This is a genomic window from Luteibacter sp. RCC_6_2, from assembly GCF_041360655.1.
Lineage (GTDB): Bacteria > Pseudomonadota > Gammaproteobacteria > Xanthomonadales > Rhodanobacteraceae > Luteibacter.
In genome coordinates, this window is record NZ_JBFUPQ010000020.1 from 17,808 (window position 1) to 43,353 (window position 25,546).

The following is a 25,546-nucleotide window of genomic DNA, read 5'->3' on the forward strand; positions in this document are numbered from 1 at the left end:
AGTGGGTCAGAACTCGGCACTCCCTGCCGCGCGGGGATAGGGGATGGCGTCTCGAATGTTGGACAGGCCGCAGACATAGACCAGCAGGCGCTCGAAGCCAAGGCCGAAGCCGGCATGGGGCACGGTGCCGTAGCGGCGCAGGTCGCGATACCAGTCGTAGGTGGCCTTGTCGAGGTGGAACTGGTCCATGCGCCGGTCGAGGTAGTCGAGGCGTTCCTCGCGCTGGGCGCCGCCGATGATCTCGCCGATGCCGGGCGCCAGGACGTCCATGGCCGCGACCGTCTTGCCGTCGTCGTTGAGGCGCATGTAGAACGCCTTGATCTGTTCGGGGTAGTTCATGACGACCACGGGACGGCCGATATGTTCCTCGGCGAGGAAGCGCTCGTGCTCGGTCTGCAGGTCGATGCCCCAGGCGACGGGGTGCTCGAACTTCTTGCCGGACTTCTGCAGGATCGAGACGGCCTCGGTGTAGTCGATACGCTCGAACGGCTTGGCGATGAAGGCTTCCAGCCGTGTGATGGCATCCGGCTGCACGCGCTCGGCGAAGAACGCCATGTCGTCGGGACGCTCGTCGAGCACGGCCTTGAAGATGCCCTTGAGGAATAGTTCGGCGAGATCGGCGTTGTCGTCGAGGTTGGCGAAGGCCACCTCGGGCTCGACCATCCAGAACTCGGCCAGGTGGCGCGTGGTGTTCGAGTTTTCGGCGCGGAACGTGGGACCGAAGGTGTAGACCTTGCTCATCGCCAGGGCATAGCCCTCGACGTTGAGCTGGCCGGACACGGTGAGGAACGCTTCGCGGCCAAAGAAATCCTTGCGGAAATCGATCCCGCCCTTGTCGTCGCGCGGCAGGTTGGCCAGGTCGAGCGTGGACAGGCGGAACATGTCGCCCGCGCCCTCGGCATCGGACGTGGTGATGATCGGGGTATTGATCCAGAAGAAGCCCTGCTCGGTCAGGATCCGGTGGATCGCCGTCATCATCGTGTGGCGGACGCGGGTCACCGCGCCGAAGAGGTTCGTGCGCGGGCGCAGGTGGGCGACCTCGCGGAGGAACTCCATCGAATGCTGCTTGGGCTGGATCGGGTAGGTGAGGGGGTTCTCGACGAAACCCGTGACCTCGATACGGGTGGCCTGGATCTCATAGGCCTGGCCCTTGCCCTGCGAAGGGACGAGCTTGCCGGTGGCGATCACGGCCGCGCCGGCCGACAGGCGCTTGACGTCCGTCTCATAATTGTCGAGATCCGACGTGGCCACGATCTGGATCGGGGCGAAGCAGGAGCCATCGCTCACGTTGACGAACGAGAGGCCGCCCTTGGATTCGCGCAGGGTGCGTACCCAGCCGCGGACCGTGACTTCGTGTTCCCCCGCGGCCGTGCCGCCGGCGAGGGCCTGCTTGACGCTTACCACCGTCATCGATTGAAACTCCAGAAGAGGCGCCGCATCTAAGGGCGCGTAGGACGCGACCTCGCATGATAATGTAAGGGTCGCGTGAACGGCACCGTTCATCGATATACCACGGGCAGAAAACGTTTTCATGAGCATCCAGATCACCCCCGCCGCCTCCGACCGCATGCGCGCGTTCCTCGCCAAGGCGCCCGATGCCGCCGGCGTGCGCTTCGCCGTCAAGCGGATGGGCTGCTCGGGCTTCGGCTACGTGGTCGATCTCGCCGACGCGGTCGGCGAGGACGACAAGGTGCTGGACATCGACGGCATCCGCGTCGTCGTCGACCCGAAGAGCATGCCGCTGGTCGACGGCACCCTGATCGACTTCCAGCGCCAGGGCCTCAACGCGTCCTTCGTCTTCCACAACCCCAACGCCACCGGCGAATGCGGCTGCGGCGAGAGCTTCACCGTCTCCTGAGCCTGTCCTCGAGGTCCTGCCTTCCTGGTGGGAGCCGACCCGGTCGGCGATAAAGGCTTGCCGTAACCCCCCGTTTCTCCTTACAATGCGCGGCTGGCCCTCCCACAGGAGGGTCTTCTTGCCTCACCGCAACGCGCGGGAGGCTGCCATCCCCGCAAGGGGTGCATCCACAAGGAGCCACCATGCGTCATTATGAAGTCGTGTTCCTGGTCCATCCGGACCAGAGCGAACAGGTGCCCGCCATGATCGAGCGTTACAAGACGCTGATCGAAGGCGACAACGGCAAGATCCACCGTCTCGAAGACTGGGGCCGCCGCCAGCTGGCCTACCCGATCGAGAACCTCGCCAAGGCTCACTACGTGATGCTGAACATCGAGGTTTCGCAGAGCGTCCTGAACGAGCTCGAGACGGGTTTCCGTTTCAACGACGCCGTCCTTCGCCACCTCGTGATCCGTCGCGACGAAGCCGACGTCGAGCAGTCCTTCATCCTCAAGAGCAAGGAAAAGGACGAGCAGAAGGGTTCGCGTCGCCGTGACGACGACAGCGACGGCGACGACCGCCGTGGTGGTCGCGACAACGACAACGATCGCGACAGCGACGACTAATCGGGGATTACAGCCATGTCCAAGTTTTTCCGCCGCCGCAAATTCTGCCGCTTCACCGCCGAGGGCGTGAAGGAGATCGATTACAAGGATCTCAACACCCTCCGCCAGTACGTCACCGAGAACGGCAAGATCGTCCCGAGCCGCATCACCGGTACGAAGGCCCGTTACCAGCGCCAGCTGGCGACCGCGATCAAGCGCGCTCGCTTCCTCTCGCTGCTGCCGTACACCGACAACCACGACGTCTGATCGTCGTAAACCCTCGGACAACCATCATTGGCTGCACGGGGCCCATCCCGTGCTAACGATAAGGAATACCCCATGGAACTCATCCTCCTCGAGAAGGTGAAGAACCTCGGCAACCTCGGCGACAAGGTCACTGTCAAGCCGGGCTACGGCCGTAACTTCCTCCTCCCGACCGGCAAGGCCGCCCGTGCGACCGCCGCCAACCTCGAAGCGTTCGAAGCCCGTCGCGCCGAGTACGAAGCCAAGGCCAAGGAGCAGCTCTCCGGTGCCGAGGGTCGTGCCGCCAAGCTCGACGGCGCCGAAGTCACGATCGAAGTGAACGCGTCGCCGGAAGGCAAGCTGTTCGGCTCGGTCACCCCGCGTGACGTCGCCGAGGCGCTCACCGCCAAGGGTCTGGAAGTCGACAAGAGCGAAGTGATCCAGGCCGAAGGCCCCTTCCGCGTCGTGGGCGAGTACGAGGTCGTCATCGTCCTCCACGCCGACGTGCAGCAGACGGTCAAGGTCAAGGTCGTCGGCGCGTAAGCTCCGTACCACCCGCGATCCCGAGACGGGCGCCGAAAGGCGCCCGTTTTCGTTTCCACTCACAAGTTATCCACAGACTTATCCTCTCAACGGGTGAGACCAGCCCGCGTATGATCGACGTCGCGGCCAGCCGTTCCGGTGTGGGCGCCGTCTGCAACACGAGGTAATCCATGTCCTTCAATCCCGAGCGAGGCGAGCGCGGCGACCGCAAGCGCCGTCGTGAGCCTTCCGCCATCGATTCACTGCGCATTCCGCCGCATTCCATCGAGGCCGAGCAGGCCGTGCTGGGTGGCCTGATGCTTTCGCCGGATTCCCTGGACAAGGTCGCCGACAAACTCTCGGAAGAAGACTTCTACCGGAGGGATCATCGCCTCATCTGGCGTGCGATCAACGAACTGGCGAACAAGGGCATGCCCTGCGACGCCATCACGCTCGGCGACTGGTTCGTCGCCAACGAAACCGCCGAGATGGTCGGTGGCGCCACCTACCTGATGGAACTGGCGAACTCGACGCCCAGCGCGGCGAACATCGGCGCGTATGGCGACATCGTTCGCGAGAAGTCCGTGTTGCGCCAGCTGATCGACGCGGGTACCTCGATTACCGAGGATGGCTTTCGCCCCGAGGGCAAGAGCGTCCAGGAAGTGATGGAACTCGCCGAGCAGCGCGTCTTCCGCATCGCCGAGTCCGGCGCCCGCGGCAAGAAGGACATCGTGTCGGTGCGTGAGGCCGTGGGTGAAGCCTTCCGCATGCTCACCGAGCGCTACGAGAAGCGCGGCCAGCTCACCGGCCTGTCCACGGGCTTCACCGACCTGGACGAACTGACCTCCGGCTTGCAGCCGTCCGACCTGGTCATCATCGCGGCGCGTCCGTCGATGGGTAAGACCGCGTTCGCGCTGAACCTCGCCGAGGCGGCCGCCATGCGCGGAAAGAAGGCGGTGGCGGTGTTCTCGATGGAAATGTCGGCCTCGCAGCTGGCCTTCCGCCTGATCTCCTCGCTGGGCCGCGTCCACGCGCAGCACCTGCGTAACGGCGACCTCGCCGAAGAAGACTGGCCGCGCGTCACCTCCGCGATCACCATGCTTTCCGACGCGAAGATCTTCATCGACGACACGCCGGCGATGTCGCCGGTGGAAATGCGCTCGCGGGCGCGCCGCCTGCAGCGCGAGCACGGCCTGGGCCTGATCGTCATCGACTACCTGCAGCTCATGCAGGTGCCCGGCAACTCCGAGAATCGCGCGACGGAAATCTCCGAGATCTCGCGTGGGCTCAAGGCTCTGGCGAAGGAGCTCAACGTGCCCGTGATCGCGCTGTCGCAGTTGAACCGCTCGCTGGAGCAGCGTGCCGACAAGCGCCCGATGATGTCCGACCTGCGCGAGTCCGGCGCTATCGAGCAGGACGCCGACGTGATCATGTTCATCTACCGCGACGAGTACTACAACAAGGAATCGCCCGATAAGGGCCTGGCCGAGATCATCATCGGCAAGCAGCGAAACGGACCCACCGACACCGTGAAACTGGCCTTCCTCGGTCACTACACGAAGTTCGAGAACTGGGCACCCGATTCCTACGTGGGCTCGTTCGACTAAGTACCGCTAGCTCGACAGGGTGCCGCTAGTCTGTAGGAGCCACTTGATTCTGTGGGAGCCGCTTCAGCGGCGATCCCGCGGCAGCGGGCCAGGTCGGGGCAAGCACCCATCGCCGCTGAAGCGGCTCCCACACCACACCGCACCACACCGTACGATACGAACTCTAGGGGGCCCGGGATGAAGCGCATCGTTTTCTGGCTGGCCGTCTCGCTCCTTGCAACGACCGCCTCGGCCGCGAACCGCATCGTCCTGCCGGAGCACCCCACGCCCGACCAGCGAGCGGACATCGAGCAACGGCTCAACGACTGGCCCTTGCTCGCGCGCTATGCCAGGGACAACGCCACCTATCCGCCACCGAAGCCCGGCGAGAAACGCGTGGTGTTCATGGGCGACTCGATCACGGATTTCTGGGGGCGCCCCATCGGCGAGTTCTTTCCCGGACGCGGATACATCAACCGGGGCATCAGCGGGCAAACGACACCGCAGATGCTCGTGCGGTTCCGCGCCGATGTGATCGCGTTGAAGCCGGCGGTGGTGGTGATCCTGGCGGGAACCAATGATATCGCCGGTAATACCGGCGCCTCGTCGCTGGAAATGATCGAGGACAATCTCGCTTCCATGACGGAGCTGGCGCGCGCGCACGGCGTCCACGTCGTGCTGGCTTCCTTGTTGCCCGTCAGCGATTACGTGGTGAAGGACCAGACATCGCGCCGGCCGCCAGCGACGATCCGTGCGCTCAATGCGTGGATTCGTGAATATGCGGCGCGCGAGCAGCTTGGCTTCATCGATTACCACGCCGCGATGGTCGACGCCGACGACGCCTTGAGGAAGGAACTCAGCGACGATGGCCTTCATCCGAACGCGGCGGGATACAAGGTGATGGCGCCGCTGACTCAAAAGGCGATCGACGGTGCGCTTGACGGCGAAAACTGATGAATCGTGGCGGGCTATCGCTTGCCACTTTTAGGACGACATCCTACTGACCTTTGGGTTGCGCTTATTTAGCATTTCCATCGCCCTCAGCAAAGGATCGACCATGGAATTTCTCATCAGGCCGGCCGCGATCGTCGCGGCCGCGGCGTTCTGCGCCTCGCTGGCCTCGCCTGCCCACGCGGGACTGCCGTTCTTCAACAAGAAGAACAAGGAACACGATGCGAAGGTGGCGCAGATTCCCCATTGCACGAAAAAGCTGGGTTCCATCTCGGTCATCGAGCCCGAGGCGGCATTGAAGTGGTGGACGGGGCAGCAACTGCCGGCGCCGACGAAGCTCATCAAGGTGTTCGTCTCGAAGTCCGGTTGTTTCACCCTCGTCGATCGCAGCAGTGGCATGGATGCCGCCATGCGTGAACGAGCGCTGGCCTCGGGTGGGGAATTGCGTGGTGGCTCGAACATCGGGAAGGGCCAGGTGAAGGCGGCCGACTACGTTCTCGTGCCCGACCTGGTCGATAGCAACCGCGATGCCGGTGGCGGTGGCATTTCCGGCCTCGCGCAGAGCGTGCTTGGCGGAACGGCGGGACGTATCGCCGGTTCGGTCAAGCTCAGTTCCAAGACCGCCGACGTGACCCTCACGGTCACGGACGTGCGTTCTTCCGAACAGGTGGCGATGGTGGAAGGGCACGGCGAAAAGAACGATATCGGACTCGGAGGCCAGGGCAATATGTGGGGTAGCCAGAGCCTGGGGTCCGCAGGCCTCGGTGGGTATACGAACACCACCCAGGGACAGGTCATCACCATGGCTTACCTCGACGCGTACACCAAGCTCGTTTCCGAGCTGGGCGGCCTGCCGTCCGATGCGTCGGCGGCGAATAGCCGGCAGTCCGGCACGATGCGTGTCGCCAGCCGCATGTCCGCCAAGGCGGACGGGAAGGGCAAGACGGTCCGTTCGCTCGAACCCGGCATGCTCGTGTATCCGACGGGCGATCGGATCGGGCTCATGTGGGAAGTGGAGGACGAGCACGGCAATCGCGGCTGGGTATCGTCGGCTGATTTCGACCTCGCGCGGTAACCCAGGTGACGCGCTATCCGCCGTGACGCGCCATCTTTGCGCCATACGGTCGCCCAATCGTTACGGCTAGACTGGGCGACCGATCACTACCGCGTTGCTTCGATAGCCATGAGCCGTACCACCGTCGCGACCATCCATCTCGGTGCACTGCGCCACAACCTCGCCCGCGTCCGCGAGCTCGCGGGCCGCGCCAGGGTCATGGCGGTGGTCAAGGCGGATGCCTACGGCCATGGGTTGGAACGTGTGGCCCGCGCGCTCGATGGTGAGTCCGAGGCGTTCGCCGTGGCGGCCATCGCCGATGGCTTGCGTTTACGTGCGGCGGGGCATCGACAGCGGATCGTGGTGCTTTCAGGGCCGGATACGCCTTCCGACATCGCCGAGATGCAGCGCCTGCGCCTGGAGGCGTTGATCCATCACGACGCACAGTTACCCTGGCTGGCCAGGGCCGATCCAGCCCGTGGGCCGCTGCGGGTCTGGATCAAGGTGGATACCGGCATGCACCGGCTGGGCTTTCCACCGGAGCGCGCTCGCGAGGTCCATGCCGCCGTGCTCGCGATGCCCGCGATCGACCGCGACGTCGGCCTCATGACCCACTTCGCCTCGTCGGAGGAGTTCGAAGGGCGGGACACGGCGTTGCAGATCGCCCGCTTCAGGGAGGCCACCGAAGGTCTCCAGGGCCCGCGGGCGCTGTCCAACTCGGCGGCCGTACTCGGCTGGCCGGACGCGCGTGGCGACTGGGTACGCACCGGTGGCCTGTTGTACGGGTTATCGGTCGTGGAAGGACGTTCGGGCGCCGATTTCGGTTTCCGTCCCGCCATGTCTCTGACAACGCGCCTCGTGGCGATCAGCCACCTCGCGAAAGGCGAGCGCGTGGGCTACAACGGCACCTACGTCTGCCCCGAGGACATGGCGGTGGGCGTCGCCGCGATCGGCTATGGCGACGGCTACCCACGCAGCGCGGCAGCCGGTACGCCGGTGCTGGTCAACGGGCGGATCGCACCGCTGGTCGGAAGGGTGTCGATGGACCTGATCACGCTGGACCTGCGCCTGGTCCCGGATGCGCGTGTCGGCGACAGGGTGACGCTGTGGGGCGATGGCCTGCCGGTGGAAACGGTGGCGGCGTCGGCCGGCACGATCTCCTACGATCTCACCTGTGGCATGACCCGGCGCGTACTCTTCGTCGAAGACGAGGCATGACCGCGGCCGATTTCTTAGCGTATCGTCCCTTGCGACGGCCACGCGCTATATAGCGTCTACTTTTCCACGGATATCCCGAACGATGGCCAAGGCCAAGACCGCCTACGTTTGCACCCAGTGCGGCGCCGAACACAGCAAGTGGCAGGGCCAGTGTGCCGAGTGCAACGAGTGGAACGTCCTGTCCGAGTTCGTCGTGCAGGCGGCGAAGCCGAACGCGGTGTCGACCGGCGCGCGCCGTGGCGGCTATGCCGGCGAAGCGGCGGGCGCGCCCAGGATCACGCCACTCACCGAGGTGTTGCTTACCGCCGAGGCGCGCACGAACACGGGCATCGGTGAGCTGGACCGCGTCCTGGGTGGCGGCCTGGTCGATGGATCGGTGGTGCTGATCGGCGGCGACCCCGGGATCGGCAAGTCGACCCTGCTCCTGCAGATGCTCGGCACGTTGGGCGCGGTTCTGCCGAGCCTGTACGTCACCGGCGAGGAATCGCTGGCACAGGTCGCCGGACGCGCCCAGCGGCTGGATCTTCCGCTCGCTCCGCTGCACGCGTTGGCGGAGACGTGCATCGAGCGCATCCTGGAGCAGGCGGCTTCGGCGCGGCCGCGCGTACTGGTGATCGACTCGATCCAGACGATCTGGACGGAACTGCTCACCGCGGCCCCGGGCTCGGTGAGCCAGGTGCGCGAATCGGCGGCAAAGCTCACGCGTTTCGCCAAGGAGACAGGTACCTCGGTCTTCCTGGTGGGCCATGTGACCAAGGAGGGTGGTATCGCCGGTCCGCGCGTGTTGGAGCACATGGTCGACGCGGTGCTGTATTTCGAGGGTGAATCCGGTAGCCGGTTCCGGGTGCTGCGCGCCTTCAAGAACCGCTTCGGCGCCGTCAACGAACTCGGCGTGTTCGCGATGTCCGAGAAGGGCTTGCGCGAGGTCCCCAATCCGTCGGCGATCTTCCTTTCCGCGCACTCGGGGCCTACGGCCGGCAGCGCGGTGATGGTCACCCGCGAGGGCACCCGTCCCTTGCTCGTGGAAGTGCAGGCGCTGGTCGACCAATCGTCGCTGGGCAACCCACGCCGCGTCGTCCTGGGCCTGGAGCAGAATCGCCTGGCGATGCTGCTCGCCGTGTTGCACCGTCACGGCGGCGTGGCCGCCTACGACCAGGACGTCTTCGTCAACGTGGTCGGCGGTATCCGCGTGCAGGAAACCGCTTCGGATGTCCCTGTGCTGATGGCGGTCCTGTCGAGCTTGCGCGACCGGCCCCTGCCGGAGAAAACCATCGCGTTCGGCGAAGTCGGACTGTCGGGCGAGATACGGCCGGTGCCGAATGGCGAAGAACGTCTGAAAGAAGCGGCGACGCATGGCTTCCGCCGCGCCGTGGTCCCCGCGGCGAACGCGCCCAAGCGTGGCCGCGTGGGCGAGATGGAAGTCATCGGCGTGGAACGCCTCTCACAAGCGATCGACGCCAGCCGCGATTGACAGCGTGAATCAACCCTGTGGGAGCCGACTTGTCGGCGATCCCGCGGCAGCGGGCCCGGTTGCGGCAAGTCCCCAATCGCCGCTGAAGCGGCTCCCACAACAGCATCGGTCCCGCCAAAGCGGACGTGCACTCCGGGGGGCGACTACGCCGTGCGGTGCAGGATCAACTCCAGCACCGCCTTCGTGCCGAAGAAGGCAAGCAACAGGATGCCCATTCCGATCAGCGTGAGGTACACCGCACGGATGCCACGCCAGCCGTACTTCCAGCGGCCCCACAGCAGTACCCCGAAGACGATCCAGGCGATGATCGACAGCACCGTCTTGTGCACCAGGTGCTGGCCGAACAGGTCGCCGACGAAGAGCGCGCCGGTGATCAGCGTGAGCGTCAGCAGCACGAAACCCACCGCGATCAGGCGGAACAGCAGCACCTCGGTGAGCGTGAGCGGGGGCAGGGCGCGCAGCCAGTGGCCGAAACGGCTGCGCCGCAGGGCCCGCTCCTGGATCGCGAGCAGGATCGCCAGCGCCGCGGCGATCGAGAGGATGCCAAAGGCGAACACGGCGATCGTCACGTGCAATTCGATCTGCCAGCTCATCGACTCCGGCGCCGTGCGCGGTGCCAGGAAGGCATCCACGGCGAGGAACGCGGCGGACAGCGGGAAGATCAGGATGCCCAGCCCGGCGACGGGCCGCGACAGGTTCACCACCAGGGTCAGGGCCGAGGCGATCCAGGCGACGAGCGACAGGGCGGCGAAGAAATGCAGGTCCAGGGTGCCGCGATGGGCCGTGAGCAGCAGCGCGGCATGCGCCAGCGCGGCAACCGTCGCCAGCGCCATGCCGACGCGGGCCAACGGTTGTCCGCCTGTCGCCAGCGGCCGCGCGAGCACGCCCGCGGCGGACAGGTAGAAGGCGACGGCGGCCAGCGAGAGGATGGTGACGATCATGGACGCGCAGTGTGGCATAGCCACCCGGCAGCGTGAATGCGACACGTTGGCATTCGAAGCGGCGCGGCATGGCGGGAGTCCGCTATAATCCGTCGTTTACAGCATTCCGACCCGAATCCCCATGTTCGAATCGCTCAGCCAACGCCTTTCCGAAACCGTCAACCGCCTGCGTGGTCGCGGCCGGCTGACCGAGGAAAACATCCGCGAGACCCTGCGCGAGGTGCGCATCGCCCTGCTCGAGGCCGACGTGGCCCTGCCGGTGGTGAAGGCGCTCATCGAGCGCGTGAAGGTACGCGCGGTCGGCCAGGAAGTGCTGAAAAGCCTTTCGCCCGGCCAGGCCCTGGTCAAGGTCGTCAGCGACGAACTGACCACCCTCATGGGTGCCGCCAACACGGAACTGAACCTGGCGGCACAACCGCCGGCGATCGTCCTGATGGCGGGCCTGCAGGGCGCCGGCAAGACCACCACGGTGGGCAAGCTCGCCCGGTTCCTCAAGGAGCGCAAGAAGAAGCGCGTGATGGTCGTCAGCTGCGACGTCTATCGTCCGGCCGCCATCGAACAGCTGCGCACCCTGGCCACCCAGGTCGACGTCTCGTTCTTCCCCTCGGAAGCCGGCCAGGACCCCGTCGCCATCGCGAAGGCGGCCGTCGCCGCCGCCCGCCGCGAGGTGATCGACGTGCTGCTGGTCGATACCGCCGGCCGCCTGCACGTCGACGAAGCGATGATGGGCGAGATCAAGGCCCTCCACGGCGCCCTCGATCCCATCGAAACCCTGTTCGTCGTCGATTCGATGACGGGCCAGGATGCCGCCAACGTGGCCAAGGCCTTCGCCGACGCGCTGCCGCTCACCGGCGTCGTGCTGACCAAGACCGATGGCGACGCCCGCGGTGGTGCCGCCCTGTCCGTGCGTTACATCACCGGCCGTCCGATCAAGTTCCTCGGTGCGGGCGAGAAGAGCGACGCCCTGGAACCCTTCCACCCGGATCGCGTGGCACAGCGCATCCTCGGCATGGGCGACGTCCTGTCGCTGGTCGAGGAAGTCGAGCGCAAGGTCGACCAGGAAAAGGCGCAGAAGCTCGCCGAGAAGGTCATCAAGGGCAAGCGCTTCGATCTCAACGATATGCGCGACCAGCTCGAGCAGATGAGCAACATGGGCGGCCTCGCCGGTCTCATGGACAAATTGCCGGGCATGTCCAGCATTCCGGACAGCGTGAAGTCCAAGGTCAACGACAACGAACTCAAGCGCATGGTCGCCATCATCGGTTCCATGACCAAAAAGGAGCGCCGTCACCCGGATCTCCTCAATGGATCGCGCAAGGCCCGCGTCGCGCGGGGCTCGGGTACCCAGCCGGCGGACGTGAACCGCCTGCTCAAGCAGTTCATGCAGATGGAAAAGATGATGTCCAAGCTGTCCAAGGGTGGCAGCAAGGGTCTTCTTCGCCAGATGCGCGGCGCCATGAAGGGCATGGGCGGCATGGGCGGGATGATGCCGCCGCGCTGAGCGCTATTTGCGGAAGGGGCTGAACCCCCTTCCATTTTTGGAAACTTTCGCTAAAATGTCCGGCTTTACCGCGCCCGCTTCTCGCGCGCGCCTTGCCGGTCTGCGGCATTCTGGAGCTCGTAACTTATGGTCAAGATTCGTCTTTCGCGCGGTGGCGCCAAGGGCCGTCCGTTTTATCACGTCGTTGTGACCGACCAGCGCAGCCCGCGCGACGGTCGTAACATCGAGCGTGTCGGCTACTACAACCCGGTTGCTTCGGGCGCCGACAAGCGCCTCGAACTCGACGTCGCCAAGGTCCAGGCCTGGGTGGCGAAGGGTGCGCAGCTGACCGACAAGGTCCGTGCCCTCGTGAAGGAAGCCGGCAAGCTGGCTGCTTGATGTCGACGGAGTCCGGGAAGCGCGTCCGTGTCGGACGCATTGTCGGGCTCCACGGCGTGCAGGGTCAGGTCAAGCTCGAAAGTTGGACCGAGCCCCGCATCCAGATTTTTCGTTACCAGCCCTGGCTGCTGACCGCGCCGGGCGTGGAACGGAAGATGGACGGAGTCCGAGGACACGCGCAGGGCAAGGGCATCGTCGCCAGCCTGCCGGGTATCGAGGATCGCGACCAGGCGGCTGCGCTGGTCGGCTGCGAGATCACGGTCTCGCGCGACACGCTGCCGCCGCCCTCGCCAGGCGAGTTCTACTGGACCGATCTCGAGGGTCTCGAGGTCGTCACCACGGAGAACACGAACCTGGGGCGGGTGAGTCATCTTTTCGCCACCGGCGCCAACGACGTCATGGTGGTGAAGGACGGCGACAGGGAACGATTGATTCCGTTCGTCCAGGGCCCCTACGTGCATTCGGTCGATTTCGACGCCGGGCGCATCGTGGTGGACTGGGACCCCGAGTTCTGAACAGCGATACCTGAAGATCATGCGCATCGACGTGGTTTCGCTGTTTCCCGATTTCGTCCGCCAGTCGGCCGCGATCGGGGTGGTCGGCAGGGCGCAGCAGCGCGAACTGTTACAGGTGGAAGCCTGGAACCCTCGCGACTTCGCCACCGACAACTACCGCACCGTGGACGGCCGGCCCTTCGGGGGTGGACCGGGCATGGTGATGCTGATCGAACCGTTGCGGGCGGCGCTCGCGGCGATTCGCGAGGCGGCACCGGAGCCGGTGCACGTGATTTACCTCAGTCCGCAAGGTGCGCGGCTGACGCAGAAACGGGTGGAAGCGCTGGCCGAGATGCCGCGAATCGCCCTGATCTGCGGACGTTACGAGGGTGTGGACGAACGCCTGCTCGAGCACGAGGTCGACGAGGAGCTCTCAATCGGCGATTATGTGCTGTCTGGCGGTGAACTCGGCGCAGCGGTGATCATCGATGCGGTGGGTCGTCTACAGGAAGGCGCGTTGAACGACGCGCAATCCGCCCAGCAGGACTCCTTCTCGGATGGCTTGCTGGATTGCCCGCATTACACCCGTCCCGTGCAGCACGACGCATGGGGTGGCGTGCCGGAGGTGCTGCTTTCCGGCGATCACGCGGCCATCCGCCGCTGGCGTCGCAAGCAGTCGCTGGGTCGTACCTGGCTACGCCGGCCGGATCTGTTAACGCAGTGTGCGCTCGACGATGAGTCGAGGGCATTGCTGGATGAATTCCGCCGTGACTACGCACGGCCAAACGGTGCGGCCGAATAACTCGGTCGCCGTAAACAATTGCGACAGGTGTGCCATGAACAAACTTCTCCAACAGTTCGAAGCCGAGCAGATCACCCGCCAGCTGCCGGATTTCGGTCCTGGCGACACCGTGATCGTCAACGTCAAGGTGAAGGAAGGTAACCGCGAGCGCGTCCAGGCGTTCGAAGGTATCGTCATCGCCAAGCGCAGCCGCGGCCTGCACTCCGCCTTCACCGTGCGCAAGATCTCGCACGGCACCGGTGTCGAGCGCGTGTTCCAGTCGCACAGCCGTGCGATCGACTCGGTCGAAGTGAAGCGCAAGGGCAAGGTCCGCGGCGCGAAGCTGTACTACCTGCGTGGCCTGGAAGGCAAGGCTGCCCGCATCAAGGAAGACGTCGCCGCCGCCGCTGCCGCCAAGGCCGCGAAGAAGGCCGCCGCCGTCGCCGAGTAATCGGTTGCCGCAAGGCGAAAGAAAAAGCCCGCGAGCGATCGCGGGCTTTTTTTGTTGTGGCAACTTGGTGGGCGTCGCTCGGGCGCTATGCGGTGGCACCTGCTCGGTGGGAGCCGGCTATGCCGGCGATGGGTGCTTGCCTCGAACTGGCCCGCTGCCGCGGGATCGCCGACAAGGTCGGCTCCCACCAGTCACGAAGGTCGGTTCCCACCAGTCGCCGTTAAACCGGCATGTATTCCTCGGCCAGGACTTTCGCGGGCTCCTGCAGGAAGTTGCCCTGGATGAAGTCCACGCCGCAGGCGAACAGCAGCGACGTGCTGACGGCGTCCTCTACCCACTCGGCCACGGTCTGCTTACCGGAGGCATGGCCTTCCTTGCAGATCTCCGCGATCTTCTTCTGGTTTTCCGGGTGCTGCGGCAGGTCGGTCATGAAGCTGCGGTCGATCTTCAGGAAGTCGGCCTCGACGTGGTTGAGCATCTGGAAGGAGTTCAGGCCGGAGCCGAACTGCTCGATGGCGAAACCGCCACCCGCCTTGCGCCAGCCGCTCACGAATTCCTGGGTGGGGCGCAGGCTCGTGAGCACCTTCGATTCCGGCATCTCGATCACCAGCTTGCTCCGGCGCAGGTTCGCCGATTCGAGGCGGCGGACGAGCCAGGGCAGCAGGTCGGGATCTTCCAGCGACTGCAGGGTCATCTTCACGAAATAGGTCGTGGTCAGGCCGTCGTTCTCGCGGTGGGCGAGGGCGTCGATCGCATGGCCGAGCACCCAGCGATCGATCGCGGGCAGCAGGCCGTTGCGTTCCGCCACCGGGAAGAAATACGACGGCAGTACGTCGCCCTTCGGCCCCCGCATGCGGACCAGGATCTCGTAGAATTCACCCGCGGCGTCCTGCAGGCTGATGATCTGCTGGTGGTACAGGCGCAGGCCGTCCTCGGCGAGCGCCTGGCGAACGAGGTCCAGCCAGTATTGCTCGCGTTCCGCGTCGGCCTTCTCGCGCGCGCTGGGGTCGTGCAGTTCCACGCGGTTGCCGCCCTGGTTCTGCGCGGCCCGCAAGGCCGTACTGGCCTGGTCGAGTACGGTTTCCGTATTCGCGTTCTTTTCGGCCAGCAACGTTCCGCCGAGCGTGATGGTGACCGTCAGCGAGCGTGAGCCGGCGTCGAAGATGCTTTCGGCAACGGCGTGGCGCAGGCGTTCCGTGAGCGCGGCATGTTCGAGGTCGCCACGTGAATGGAGCACCAGTCCCAGCGTGTGATCGCCGAGTACGCCGGCCACGTCCTCGTCGTCGATCGATTCATTGACCTTGGCGGCGATCGCGGCGAGCAGGTGGTCGGCGTTGCCGATGCCCGTGCTGGCCACGATGTCCTTCCAGTTGTCCGGTTCGAGCAGGACCACGGCCTGCCCGGCACGTCCCGCCGCGGCAGCGGCCACCGCCTCGTCGATGTGCGCGAGCGTGTGCGCGCGATTGAACAGGCCGGTAACGGGGTCGCGTTGCAGCTGGGCCACCAGGGCCGCATCGACGGTCTGCTGGCGGAACACGATCTGCAGGCAGGACTCGCCTTCGAAGGTGGCATGGGCGAACTCGACCATGGCCTTGAAGGTGCCGCCATCGTCGCGGCGCGCGAGCAATTCCATCGGCGGCGGTGTCTTGTCGCCCTTGGAAAGGCCGCGCAGGACGGCCTTGAACTCATCGGCGTGCGTGCCGGCCACCAGGTCGAGGATGGGCAGGCCGATGATGTCGTCGAACTCGGCGAGCCCGAAGGCTTCCAGGTAGGCCTGGTTCACGCGCACGTGCATGCCTTCGTGGACATAGGCGATGGCGTCGCGCGACGAATCGAGCAGCGCGTCGCAGCGGCGCTCGGTCTCGCGCAGCGAGGTTTCCAGCCGGCGCACCTGGCGGCGGGTGGACAAGGCGTCGAATTCACGACGGACCACGGCCAGCACCTGGTCCGGACGCTTGCGCAAGGCCACGCCACGGGAGCCATTGGCGAAGAGGTCGGCGATGGCGTCGTCGTGCAGGCTGTCCACCACGGCGATCAGGGCGAGGTCGCGGCCGCTGGCGTCGAGCTGGCGCATCACCGCGCCGGCGTCGATGCCCGGCACGCCGGGATTCATGAGGACGAGGTCCGGCCCGATATCGTCGAGCGCAGTCCGGATTTCGTCCGCGTTCGTCGCGCGGGCGGGGCGAACGGCGATACCGCCGTTGCGCAATACGTTGATCAAGAGTTCGGCGTCTTCCACCGAGTTCTCGATGAAGAGGATCCTGATGACGTTGTCGTGTTTCATGCCGTTCCGAATGACCGCTTGCCCACCCCGCGAACCGGCTTGCCGGCCCGCTCCCCCCAGCGCGTCCGGTCAGGTCATGCTGACCGGATGCCGCCCATACTAACGCGCGAAATCGGCAATAGGTCGCTTGGAGGCATCGCCCGGCAGTTCGCGTACCAGCTTGGGCACGAGGAAACCCGGCAGGCGGGCGCGCAACTCGTCCACGAGGGCGAGGGCCCGGACATCGTCCACCTCGAAGTGGGCGGCGCCCTGGACCTTGTCGAGCTGGTGCAGGTAATAAGGCAGCACGCCGGCGGCGAAAGTGCGCTCGCAGAGGCTCGCCAGGGCGTCCGCATCGTCGTTGATCCCACGCAGCAGGACCGACTGGTTCAGCAAGGTGGCTCCCGCGGCGCGCAGGCGGACGCAGGCGGCGTCCACGGCGTCGTCGAACTCGTTCGCATGATTGGCGTGCAGCACGACCACTTTCTGCAGGGGCAACGCGGCCAGCCACTCCGTGAAGGCCTCGTCGACCCGCTCGGGCAGGACCACGGGTAGCCGGGTATGGATGCGCAGCCGGATCACGTGGGGCAGGTCGGCGAGCCCGCGCGTGAGTTCCTGGAGCTTGTGCGTGGACAGCGACAGCGGGTCGCCGCCGGACAGGATCAATTCGCGGATGGACGTGTCCGCCCGCACGTGCGCCAGCGCCTCGCGCCATTGGGCCGCCGCGGCGATTTCCTCGCCGTAGGGGAAGTGCCGGCGAAAGCAGTAGCGGCAGTTCACGGCACAGCTGCCGCTGGCGATCAGCAGCGCCCGCCCGTCGTATTTGTGCAGCAGGCCTTGCCCGGCGCGCGCCGCCATGTCGCCGACCGCGTCGATGGCGAATCCTTCCGCCACATCGTGCTCGGCCGCCCGGGGCAGCACTTGCAGGAGCAGCGGATCGGAAGGATCGCCGTGGCGCATGCGCGCCACGAAGCCCCGCGGCACGCGGAGCGGGAAGCCCGCGTCGTCCGGGGGAAGCAGGTCGGACCGGTGGCCCAGGCCCACGGCGGCCAGCAGTTCCCCGGCATCGGTGATGGCATCCCGCCACAGCTCGCGCCAGCCAGGAAGGGGCGGCGATAGGCGGGAAGTGGGGCTTGCGGTTATCATTACGGACCTTGGATCGGGCCCAGGAGCCCGTGACAGACCCCATTTTAGCCGCCCAGCGGGGCGGATTTAACCCTGGAGCAGAAAGCGCATGGCGACCCTTGGCCTCAATGATGTCAAAACGGGCAAGAAGATCCTTCACAACGGCGATCCGTGGATCATCACCGAAGCCGACTTCATCAAGCCGGGCAAGGGCCAGGCCTTCACCCGCATCCGCATCCGCAACCTCAAGGATGGCCGCACCACCGAGCAGACGCTGAAGTCCAGCGATTCGTTCGAGGAAGCCGATGCCGTCGACACCGATGCCCAGTTCTCGTACGTCGAGGGCTCCGGCAGCGAGCGCGAGTGGGTGTTCATGCACTCGGAAACCTTCGAGCAGTACCGTGCGAACCTCGCCGCGATGGGCGATGCCTGGAAGTGGCTCAAGGGCGACGAGGAATGCGTGGTGACGCTGTTCAACGGCAATATCATCGCCGTGACGCCGCCCAAGTTCGTCGAGCTGAAGATCGTCGAGACCGATCCGGGCGTCCGTGGCGACACCTCCGGCGGTGGCGGCAAGCCGGCCACGCTCGAGACCGGCGCCGTCGTCCGCGTACCGCTCTTCGTCAACCAGGACGAACTGATCAAGGTCGATACCCGCACCGGCGAGTACGACAGCCGCGTCAAGTAAGGCCACCAGCGTTTTGCCTGGTATCGCGGCACGGCGGCCCCAAGGGCGCCGTGCCGTTCTTGTATGAGGCTCCCGTTTCCCCACCGAGGCCCCGAATGACCGCCAGCCCTACCGACATCGACCTCCTCATCGAGGCCCGCTGGGTCGTCCCCGTCGAGCCGCACGCCGTGGTCCTCGACGACCATGCGGTCGCCGTGCACGGCGGCGAGATCCTGGCGGTGCTGCCGATCGCCGCCGCGCGCGCGGCCTATGCGCCGCGCGAACGGATCGAGCTGCCCGAGCACGCGCTCATCCCCGGACTGATCAACGCGCACACGCACAACCCGATGACCCTGTTGCGCGGCCTGGCCGACGACCTGCCGTTGATGACCTGGTTGCAGGAACACATCTGGCCGGCGGAAGGCCGCGTGATGGGCCCGGAATTCATTCGCGACGGCGTCGAACTCGCCGTGGCCGAAATGATCCGCGGCGGCACCACCTGCGCCAACGAGAACTACTTCTTTCCCGACGTGATCGCGGCCACCTACCGCCGCATGGGTTTTCGTGCGGTCATCGGCTTGCCGGTGATCGATTTCCCCACGGCCTGGGCGACCACGTCCGACGAATACTTCAGTCGCGCCGTCGAGGTACACGACGCCTTGCGCGGCGAGCCCCTGCTCACGACGGCCTTCGTGCCGCATGCACCGTACACGGTCTCGGACGAGAACTTCGAGCGTATCCGCATCCTGGCCGACCAGCTCGACATCCCCGTCCACCTGCACACGCACGAGACGGCGCACGAAGTGGAAGAGGCCGTGGCGAAGGACGGCATCCGTCCGTTCGCGCGCTTGCAGAAGCTCGGCATCGTCAACGAGCGCCTGGTGGCGGTGCACATGACCCAGCTCACGGATGGCGAGATCGCCGCTTGTGCCGTCGCCGGGGTTTCCGTGGTGCATTGCCCCGAATCCAACCTGAAGCTGGCCTCGGGCTTCTGCCCCGCCGAAAAACTGCGTGCCGCCGGCGTGAACGTCTGCATCGGCACCGATGGCTGCGCCTCGAACAACGACCTGGACATGTTCGGCGAGATGCGTACCGCCGCGCTCCTGGCCAAGGCCGTGGCGGGCGACGCCGCGGCCTTCGACGCCGCCTATGCATTGCGTGCCGCGACGCTCAACGGCGCGAAGGCGATCGGCCTGGGCGACCGGGTGGGTTCGATCGAGCCGGGCAAGCGCGCCGACCTCGTGGCCGTGCGTCTCGACGCCCTGGAAACCCAGCCGCTCTACCATGTGGCGTCGCAGCTGGTCTATGCCACCGGCCGCCACCAGGTCAGCGACGTGTGGATCGATGGAGTCCGCAAGCTCGCCACGGGCGAACTCGTGGGCATCGACACCGCCGCCATCCGCGCCAAGGCGCGTGCCTGGCGCGAACGCATCGCCGCGGAGGATCCAGCATGAACGACCCCTTGCACCTCTACCTCGTGCTCGCCATGCGCAATCCAGGCTTCAAGCCGGAAGCGGGCGAAGCGCACCAGGCCTTCCTCGCCGACCTGATCGAGCAGGACCTGCTCGAACTCACCGGCCCGTTCACCGATGGCAGCGGCGGCGCATACATCCTGCGCGCGACCGACCTCGCCACCGCGGTGCAGATCACGCACTCCGACCCGCTGCACATCACCGGCTCATCGACGCTCACCGTGCATGAATGGCGTGCGCGGCGCTTCGTGCCGAAGGACTGAACCATGCAGAACAACACCAACGTCAATGCGGAAGAAATCTCGCGCTTCGAAAAGCTCGCCGCGCGCTGGTGGGACCCGGATGGCGAATCGCGTCCCTTGCATGACCTCAACCCCGTACGCGCCGCCTATGTCGCCGGCCGCGCCAACCTGCGTGGCGCGAAGGTGGCGGACATCGGCTGCGGCGGCGGCCTGCTCAGCGAAGCGCTGGCGCGCGCCGGCGCGAACGTCACGGCGATCGACCTCGGTGAAAAGCTCATCGAGATCGCGAAGCTGCACTTGTTCGAGTCGAACGTGAAGGTCGATTACCGCGTGCAGTCGTCCACGGAGCTGGCGGAAGCCGAGCCGGCGTCGTTCGACGTGGTTTGCTGCATGGAACTGATCGAGCACGTGCCCGATCCGGCCGAACTGGTCCGCGATCTCGCGGCGATGCTCAAGCCCGGTGGCCAGTTGTTCCTGTCCACGCTCAACCGCACGCCGGCCGCGTTCGGCGCGGCGATCGTGGGCGCCGAATACCTCATGCGCCTGCTGCCGCGTGGCACGCATCACTACGCGCAATTCCTCAAGCCTTCGGAAGTCGCCACGATGCTGCGCCGCTTCGACCTCGAGCTGGAGGACATCAAGGGCCTGGCCTACAACCCGCTCACGCGCAACGCCAGCCTGTCGTCCAACACGGCGGTGAACTATGTGCTGGCGGCCAGGAAGACGGCATGAGCCCGCTTCCGTTCAAGCCCGAGGGCGTGTTCTTCGATCTCGACGGTACCCTGCTCGATAGCGCCCACGAGTTGTACGCGGCCTTGCTCGAACTGTGCGAGGAGCAGGGCATCGCACCGCCGCCGTACGAACGCGTGCGTCCGGTGGTCTCGCGAGGATCGCGCGCCATCATCGGCGCCGGTTTCCCGGGCATCGCCCCGGACGACCTGCTGAAGCTCGTTCCGCGCTACCTCGAACTGTACGAGGCGTGCATGGCCAGCCACACCGTGGTCTTCGACGGCGTCGAGCCCTTGCTTGCCGCGCTCGACGCGGCGGGCATCCGCTGGGGCATCGTCACCAACAAGCCAGGCTTCCTTACCGACGCCTTGCTGCCGCGGGCCGTTCCGCACTGGAAGCCGGCCGCCGTCGTCTCCGGCGATACGTTGCCGGTGAAGAAGCCCGATCCCGCCCCCGTGCTGCACGCCTGCGCGCTGGCGGGCTGCGATCCCACCCGCTCGGTGTACGTGGGCGACGATCGCCGCGACGTCCTTGCGGGCCACGCCGCCGGGCTCTTCACGGTGGCCGTGCGCTGGGGCTACCTCGATGGTGGCGATCCGGATGCCTGGGGTGCCGATGCCGTGCTGGATCATGCCGATGAACTGGCCGTCCTGCTCGGGGTGGGGGAGGTTGCCGCGTGATCGACGGTGCGACCGGGAGCTTCGTCGACAAGTGGCTCGCGGTGCAGCCGCAACAGCGGGTCGCACTCGGCTTCGTGGACGAGCGCACGCGAGACGAGCGCATCGCGCTGGCCGCGCTCGAACAGGAACTGGTCTCCTCGGCCTATGGCATCCGTGAGCCGCAGGTGGCCGCGGCCAAGCTCCAATGGTGGGCGGAAGAACTCTCCGGCGCCGCCGCCAGCGGTGGCCGCCACCCGCTCACCAAGCTGCTGTTCGGCAGCGACCGCGCACGCGCCATCCCCGCGAACCTGTGGCTGGCCCCCGTGCTTGCGGCCATGGCGCAGCTGGAGCAAGGCACGCCGTCGGATTTCAGCGCCCAGGTCGCCGCGTCCCGTGGCCTGCACGGCGCGCTGGCGGCGCTGGAAAACGCTTGGTGGTTCGGCCCCGGCGCGCCCGTGGAATCGGCCTCGCGGATCGCCACGCTGTCGCACCTCGTCTTCGCGTTGTCGCGGCTGGAACTGGACGCCGAACGTGAACGCTTGCCCCTGCCGATGACGCGGCTGGCCCGCCACGGTCTCGCGCGGGCGCACCTGAAGGCCGATTCCCCGGCGCGGCGCGAGGCGTTGCGTGCGCAGCTGGGTGAACTCGCCGGCGGGCTACGCGAGGCGCTGGCGTTGGGCGAGCCCCTCAGCACCTTCCGCGGCCTGGAGGGCCGTACGGCGCTTTCCACGGCCCGTGGCGCCGCGCGCGCAGGCGAACCGCTGGCCGAACTGCACCGCCGCCAATCGCGCTCCGGTCCGGCCACCGCCCTCCGCGCCTGGCTTGCGGCGCGTCATGCCGCACGATTTACCTGAACGCTTCGTTTCCCCGAAAGCACCATTGAGCCCATCCTCCTGGCCCCCATCTCGGGCACGGTAAGCCGGATACCGGCACGTCCCAAGGATATTCCCCGATGTACATCCACGATTCCCCGACCCGCCTGCTGCCCGACGTGGCGTCGCAGGAGCATGCCCTGGCCATCGGCACGCTCGACTGGGTCGGTATGGACGGCATGGAGATGCCCGTCGCCTTCGACGCGGGGGATGGCGACATACGCTCCACGGGCGCCAGGGTGGGAGCCTTCGTCAACCTCAACAAGCCGGAAGCGCGTGGCATCCACATGTCGCGGCTTTACCTGCTGGTCTCGGATGCGCTTTCGGCCGGACCGCTCACGATCGGCGGTATCCGCGCGCTCCTGGAATCGTTCCTGGCCTCGCACGAGGGCTTGTCGGACCACGCACGGATCACCATCGGTTTCGAGCACCTGGTGCGTCGCAAGTCGCTTCGCAGCGAGAACAGTGGCTGGCGCGCCTATCCGATCACCATCGACGCGACGCTGAGCGGCGACGCTTTCCGCATCGAGATCACGACGGACGTCCTCTATTCGTCGACCTGCCCGGCTTCGGCGGCGTTGTCGCGCCAGCTGATCCAGGACAATTTCGCGAAGACGTTCTCGGCGGGTGAACCGCTGGACCGCGAGACGATACTCGCCTGGCTGGGCACGGAGCAGGGCATCGTCGCCACGCCGCATGCGCAGCGCAGCACCGCCACCATCCGCGTGCGTCCCGTGGGCGAGGGCGTGTTCCCGCTGATCGGCATGATCGACAACGTGGAATCGGCGCTGGGCACGCCTGTGCAAACGGCGGTGAAGCGCGCGGACGAACAGGCCTTTGCGCTTGCCAATGGACAGAACCTCATGTTCTGCGAGGATGCCGCGCGGCGTATCCAGAAAGCGCTGGAAGCCGACCCGAACATCGCCGACTTCCACCTCCGCGTAGCCCATCACGAGAGCCTGCACCCGCACGACGCGGTGGCGTTCGCTTCGAAGGTGCCCCCGAAAACACCGGGTTGACCCAGCCGCTCAGTGGATGCCCGGCAGCAGCAGCGGATCGAGGCGCGTGCCGAACCAGTTGAAGCCCCAGTGCAGGTGCGGACCCGTGGCTCGCCCGGTCCTGCCCGCCGCGCCGATCACCTGGCCCTGGCGCACGTACTGGCCGACCTTCACGTCGATACGCGACAGGTGCAGGAAGTTCGACGACAGGCCGAAGCCGTGGTCGAGCAGCACCGTGCCGCCGGTGAGGTAGAGGCCCGGCTTGGCGAAGGTGATCACGCCATCGGCCGGGGCTTTCACCGGGGTGCCTTCGGGCACGGCGATGTCCATGCCCGAATGCGGCGCCTTGGGATCGCCGTTGTAGATCCGCTGGTTGCCGAAGCGTCCGCTGATGCGTCCGTTCACCGGCCAGATGAAGCCATGGACGAAGTCCTCGCGGGCATCGTCGCGATCGCGCGCGGCGACCACCTCGGCCTGCTCGCGCTCGATCCGCGCGGCGATCTCCGGCGGCGGGTTCACCGTTTTCGGCGGGACGCCGTTCACGCGCTCGACAGGCCAGTCACGCGGCGAGACCGTGAGGCTTCGTCGCATATTTCCGAGGGTGACGACGATGGGCCCGCGTTCATCGCGCCCGGCGCCAAAGACGAAGAGGCCGTCGTCGCCCACATGCACCGGCTTGCCGGCCACGGTGACACGCGTACCGGGCGTCACGTGGCCGATGACGAGACCGCCTTGCGAGACGCTGGCAGGAAGGTCGGGGACCGCCGCGATCGCGAGCGCGGGAAGCACGAGCGCGGCGAATGCGCTTGCGAATCGTCTCATCGATCGAACGCGAGACGCTGCCCGCGGACCTTGCCGTCCACGTTCTCGCCGTCCCACACGCGCAGGCCATTGACGAAGGTGGCGGCGATGCTGCTGCTGAACGTCGTGCCTTCGAACGGCGACCAGCCACACTTGGACAGGACTTCCTCGCGCGTCACCGTGTGCCGGCGCTTCGGGTCCACCAGCACGAGGTCGGCCGCGTAGCCTTCGCGGAGAAAGCCGCGCTTGTCGACGTCGAACAGCTTGGCCGGCGCGTGGCTGACCGCCTCGACGACGCGCTCCAGGGTGAGCTTGCCTTCGAACACCCGCTCCAGTGCCGCCTGAAGGGCGAACTGCACCAGCGGAAGGCCCGACGGCGCCTTGTCGTACTTCTGTGCCTTTTCCTCGAGCAGGTGCGGCGCGTGGTCCGTCGCGAGCACATCGAGCCGGCCCTCGGCCAGCGCCTTCGTGATGGCCTCGCGGTCGGCTTCGTCCTTGACCGCCGGATTGCACTTGATCAGGAAACCGAGGCGCTCGTAGTCCGGCGCCGCGAAGTGCAGGAAGTGCACGCAGGTCTCGGCGGTGATCTTCTTGCCTTCGATCGGACCCGGTTCGAACAGGGCGAGTTCGTCAGCGGTGGAGATGTGCAGCACGTGCAGGCGGGTGCCGTGCTTCTTCGCCAGGGATATGGCCAGCCGGGTGGACTTGATGCAGGCTTCGCGCGAACGGATCAGGGGGTGTTCGCGGGCGGGGATGTCCTCGCCGTACACCGCATGCGCCTTCGCCAGGTTGGCGTCGATCATCGGCGTGTCTTCGCAATGCGTGATGATCGGCGTGGGTGCGTCGCGGAAGATGTGGTCGAGGGTTTCCGGGTTGTCGACCAGCATGTTGCCCGTCGAGGCACCCATGAAGACCTTGATGCCGGGGGCGCTCTTCGGGTCGAGCGCGCGGATAGCTTCCAGGTTGTCGTTACTGGCGCCGAGGTAGAACGCGTAGTTGACCACGGAGGTTTCCGCGGCGCGGGCGTATTTCGCTTCCAGCGAGTCGCGGTCCAGCGCGGGCGGCTTGGTGTTGGGCATTTCCATGAAGCTGGTGATGCCACCGGCGGCGCAGGCGCGGGATTCGCTGGCGATATCGGCCTTCTGGGTGAGGCCGGGCTCGCGGAAGTGGACCTGGTCGTCGATCATCCCCGGCAGAAGCCACAGGCCGGAGGCGTCGATAACCTCCTCGTCACGATCTTTTTCCAGACTCTGCGCGATGGTCGCGATTTTTCCGTCGCGGAGGCGGACGTCGGCGGTGAAACGCCGGCCTTCGTTGACCAGTTCGGCGTTCTTGATGAGCCAGGCGTCAGTCATGGGTATGTGCTCCTTGGGCGCCGCAGCGGCGCAGGATGAAATGTTCCGGAACGGGGTCGTGGCCGCCTTCGCACAGCGGCTGGCAGCGCAGGATGCGCCACGCGCCCAGGATGGAGCCACGCATCGGGCCGAAGCGCGCTATGGCAACCCGTGCATAATCGGAACAGGATGGATGGAACCGGCATCGGGCCCCCAGCATCGGGCTCAACCACCGTTTGTACGCAGAGAGCAGGGATAAGAGGAGGCGGGTCACTGTGGGTCCGGTGTCGACCGGCGTAGGGCCAATCGACAGTATCCCAGAAGATAGGTTGCTGGGGTAACGCATCTGGG

Annotated in this window: 28 protein-coding genes; 21 read left to right on the plus strand and 7 right to left on the minus strand. The window is 66.3% G+C overall.

The genetic code is table 11. The features are described from left to right. Positions 1 to 6: 6 nt before the first annotated feature. A complete protein-coding gene (gene asnS / locus AB6730_RS17750; protein ID WP_371024928.1) occupies positions 7 to 1,410 on the minus strand; it encodes an asparagine--tRNA ligase in 1,404 nt (467 codons plus the stop codon). 121 nt (positions 1,411 to 1,531) lie between these two features. On the opposite strand from asnS, the gene AB6730_RS17755 reads away from it, so the two are divergent. The 9 genes from AB6730_RS17755 (at position 1,532) to radA (ending at position 9,487) form a co-directional block, all read left to right on the plus strand. Continuing rightward, positions 1,532 to 1,858 (plus strand): HesB/IscA family protein, encoded by a 327-nt coding sequence (locus AB6730_RS17755; protein WP_371024929.1) that lies wholly within the window; start codon positions 1,532 to 1,534, stop codon positions 1,856 to 1,858. Positions 1,859 to 2,040: 182 nt separating this feature from the next. Then, positions 2,041 to 2,463 (plus strand): 30S ribosomal protein S6, encoded by a 423-nt coding sequence (gene rpsF / locus AB6730_RS17760; RefSeq protein WP_306851350.1) that lies wholly within the window; start codon positions 2,041 to 2,043, stop codon positions 2,461 to 2,463. Between the two features lie 15 nt (positions 2,464 to 2,478). Further along, positions 2,479 to 2,709: a 30S ribosomal protein S18 gene (gene rpsR, locus AB6730_RS17765; protein WP_029214018.1), complete on the plus strand. Its 231-nt coding sequence runs from the start codon at positions 2,479 to 2,481 to the stop codon at positions 2,707 to 2,709. A 72-nt stretch (positions 2,710 to 2,781) separates the two neighbouring features. Further along, the gene (rplI, locus tag AB6730_RS17770) at positions 2,782 to 3,228 is read left to right on the plus strand and encodes a 50S ribosomal protein L9 (protein WP_306851345.1); all 447 of its coding nucleotides are present in this window, start codon (positions 2,782 to 2,784) and stop codon (positions 3,226 to 3,228) included. 170 nt (positions 3,229 to 3,398) lie between these two features. Further along, positions 3,399 to 4,814, plus strand: a complete 1,416-nt coding sequence (locus AB6730_RS17775) for a replicative DNA helicase (RefSeq protein WP_306851344.1) — start codon at positions 3,399 to 3,401, stop codon at positions 4,812 to 4,814. A gap of 177 nt (positions 4,815 to 4,991) precedes the next feature. Further along, positions 4,992 to 5,747 (plus strand): SGNH/GDSL hydrolase family protein, encoded by a 756-nt coding sequence (locus AB6730_RS17780; protein ID WP_371024930.1) that lies wholly within the window; start codon positions 4,992 to 4,994, stop codon positions 5,745 to 5,747. 103 nt (positions 5,748 to 5,850) lie between these two features. Further along, on the plus strand, positions 5,851 to 6,819 hold the full coding sequence (locus tag AB6730_RS17785) for a CsgG/HfaB family protein (RefSeq protein ID WP_371024931.1): 969 nt from the start codon (positions 5,851 to 5,853) through the stop codon (positions 6,817 to 6,819). A gap of 108 nt (positions 6,820 to 6,927) precedes the next feature. Then, positions 6,928 to 8,016 carry an alanine racemase gene (alr, locus tag AB6730_RS17790; protein WP_371024932.1) on the plus strand — a complete coding sequence of 363 codons (1,089 nt, stop codon included), beginning with the start codon at positions 6,928 to 6,930 and terminating at the stop codon, positions 8,014 to 8,016. An 82-nt stretch (positions 8,017 to 8,098) separates the two neighbouring features. After that, a complete protein-coding gene (gene radA, locus AB6730_RS17795; protein ID WP_371024933.1) occupies positions 8,099 to 9,487 on the plus strand; it encodes a DNA repair protein RadA in 1,389 nt (462 codons plus the stop codon). Positions 9,488 to 9,630: 143 nt separating this feature from the next. On the opposite strand, the gene AB6730_RS17800 is transcribed toward radA, so the two are convergent. Further along, positions 9,631 to 10,428: an inner membrane protein YpjD gene (locus tag AB6730_RS17800; protein WP_371024934.1), complete on the minus strand. Its 798-nt coding sequence runs from the start codon at positions 10,426 to 10,428 to the stop codon at positions 9,631 to 9,633. A gap of 121 nt (positions 10,429 to 10,549) precedes the next feature. Here AB6730_RS17800 and ffh point away from each other — a divergent pair, with 121 nt between their 5' ends. From ffh to rplS, 5 genes are all read left to right on the plus strand, one after another. Further along, complete coding sequence (gene ffh / locus AB6730_RS17805; protein WP_371024935.1) at positions 10,550 to 11,929, plus strand: signal recognition particle protein; 1,380 nt, start codon at positions 10,550 to 10,552, stop codon at positions 11,927 to 11,929. Positions 11,930 to 12,055: 126 nt separating this feature from the next. Beyond that, complete coding sequence (rpsP, locus tag AB6730_RS17810) at positions 12,056 to 12,307, plus strand: 30S ribosomal protein S16 (RefSeq protein WP_029213716.1); 252 nt, start codon at positions 12,056 to 12,058, stop codon at positions 12,305 to 12,307. Beyond that, entirely contained in the window at positions 12,307 to 12,822 is a 516-nt protein-coding gene (gene rimM / locus AB6730_RS17815; RefSeq protein WP_371024936.1) for a ribosome maturation factor RimM, read from the plus strand. The genes rpsP and rimM overlap by 1 nt, the downstream gene beginning before the upstream one ends. Positions 12,823 to 12,841: 19 nt before the next feature. Then, the gene (gene trmD / locus AB6730_RS17820; RefSeq protein WP_371024937.1) at positions 12,842 to 13,603 is read left to right on the plus strand and encodes a tRNA (guanosine(37)-N1)-methyltransferase TrmD; all 762 of its coding nucleotides are present in this window, start codon (positions 12,842 to 12,844) and stop codon (positions 13,601 to 13,603) included. A gap of 34 nt (positions 13,604 to 13,637) precedes the next feature. Beyond that, complete coding sequence (rplS, locus tag AB6730_RS17825; protein WP_371024938.1) at positions 13,638 to 14,033, plus strand: 50S ribosomal protein L19; 396 nt, start codon at positions 13,638 to 13,640, stop codon at positions 14,031 to 14,033. A 220-nt stretch (positions 14,034 to 14,253) separates the two neighbouring features. Here the strand turns inward: rplS and AB6730_RS17830 are convergent, their stop codons facing one another. After that, the gene (locus AB6730_RS17830) at positions 14,254 to 16,317 is read right to left on the minus strand and encodes an EAL domain-containing protein (RefSeq protein WP_371024939.1); all 2,064 of its coding nucleotides are present in this window, start codon (positions 16,315 to 16,317) and stop codon (positions 14,254 to 14,256) included. 99 nt (positions 16,318 to 16,416) lie between these two features. Then, positions 16,417 to 17,442, minus strand: a complete 1,026-nt coding sequence (epmB, locus tag AB6730_RS17835) for an EF-P beta-lysylation protein EpmB (protein ID WP_371024940.1) — start codon at positions 17,440 to 17,442, stop codon at positions 16,417 to 16,419. Between the two features lie 88 nt (positions 17,443 to 17,530). Between epmB and efp the strand changes: the two genes are divergently transcribed. The 7 genes from efp to folE2 all read left to right on the plus strand — a co-directional run bounded on the left by efp (position 17,531) and on the right by folE2 (position 23,081). After that, complete coding sequence (gene efp / locus AB6730_RS17840) at positions 17,531 to 18,109, plus strand: elongation factor P (RefSeq protein ID WP_371024941.1); 579 nt, start codon at positions 17,531 to 17,533, stop codon at positions 18,107 to 18,109. Between the two features lie 95 nt (positions 18,110 to 18,204). Continuing rightward, complete coding sequence (locus tag AB6730_RS17845) at positions 18,205 to 19,542, plus strand: TRZ/ATZ family hydrolase (protein ID WP_371024942.1); 1,338 nt, start codon at positions 18,205 to 18,207, stop codon at positions 19,540 to 19,542. Continuing rightward, complete coding sequence (locus tag AB6730_RS17850) at positions 19,539 to 19,823, plus strand: YciI family protein (RefSeq protein WP_371024943.1); 285 nt, start codon at positions 19,539 to 19,541, stop codon at positions 19,821 to 19,823. Before AB6730_RS17845 ends, AB6730_RS17850 begins: the two co-directional genes overlap by 4 nt. Positions 19,824 to 19,826: 3 nt before the next feature. Then, complete coding sequence (gene ubiG, locus AB6730_RS17855) at positions 19,827 to 20,534, plus strand: bifunctional 2-polyprenyl-6-hydroxyphenol methylase/3-demethylubiquinol 3-O-methyltransferase UbiG (RefSeq protein ID WP_371024944.1); 708 nt, start codon at positions 19,827 to 19,829, stop codon at positions 20,532 to 20,534. Further along, on the plus strand, positions 20,531 to 21,211 hold the full coding sequence (locus AB6730_RS17860; RefSeq protein ID WP_371024945.1) for an HAD family hydrolase: 681 nt from the start codon (positions 20,531 to 20,533) through the stop codon (positions 21,209 to 21,211). The genes ubiG and AB6730_RS17860 overlap by 4 nt, the downstream gene beginning before the upstream one ends. Continuing rightward, the gene (locus tag AB6730_RS17865) at positions 21,208 to 22,044 is read left to right on the plus strand and encodes a squalene/phytoene synthase family protein (protein WP_371024946.1); all 837 of its coding nucleotides are present in this window, start codon (positions 21,208 to 21,210) and stop codon (positions 22,042 to 22,044) included. The genes AB6730_RS17860 and AB6730_RS17865 overlap by 4 nt, the downstream gene beginning before the upstream one ends. 98 nt (positions 22,045 to 22,142) lie before the next feature. Beyond that, the gene (gene folE2 / locus AB6730_RS17870; protein WP_371024947.1) at positions 22,143 to 23,081 is read left to right on the plus strand and encodes a GTP cyclohydrolase FolE2; all 939 of its coding nucleotides are present in this window, start codon (positions 22,143 to 22,145) and stop codon (positions 23,079 to 23,081) included. 9 nt (positions 23,082 to 23,090) lie between these two features. Here folE2 and AB6730_RS17875 read toward each other — a convergent pair whose 3' ends face one another. Genes AB6730_RS17875 through yidD form a run of 3 tightly spaced genes read right to left on the minus strand, consistent with a single transcriptional unit; the run spans position 23,091 to position 25,415 of the window. Beyond that, entirely contained in the window at positions 23,091 to 23,882 is a 792-nt protein-coding gene (locus AB6730_RS17875) for a M23 family metallopeptidase (RefSeq protein ID WP_371024948.1), read from the minus strand. Next, entirely contained in the window at positions 23,879 to 25,216 is a 1,338-nt protein-coding gene (locus AB6730_RS17880; RefSeq protein ID WP_371024949.1) for a dihydroorotase, read from the minus strand. The genes AB6730_RS17875 and AB6730_RS17880 overlap by 4 nt, the downstream gene beginning before the upstream one ends. Next, on the minus strand, positions 25,209 to 25,415 hold the full coding sequence (yidD, locus tag AB6730_RS17885) for a membrane protein insertion efficiency factor YidD (protein ID WP_371024960.1): 207 nt from the start codon (positions 25,413 to 25,415) through the stop codon (positions 25,209 to 25,211). Before yidD ends, AB6730_RS17880 begins: the two co-directional genes overlap by 8 nt. Positions 25,416 to 25,546 lie beyond the last annotated feature (131 nt).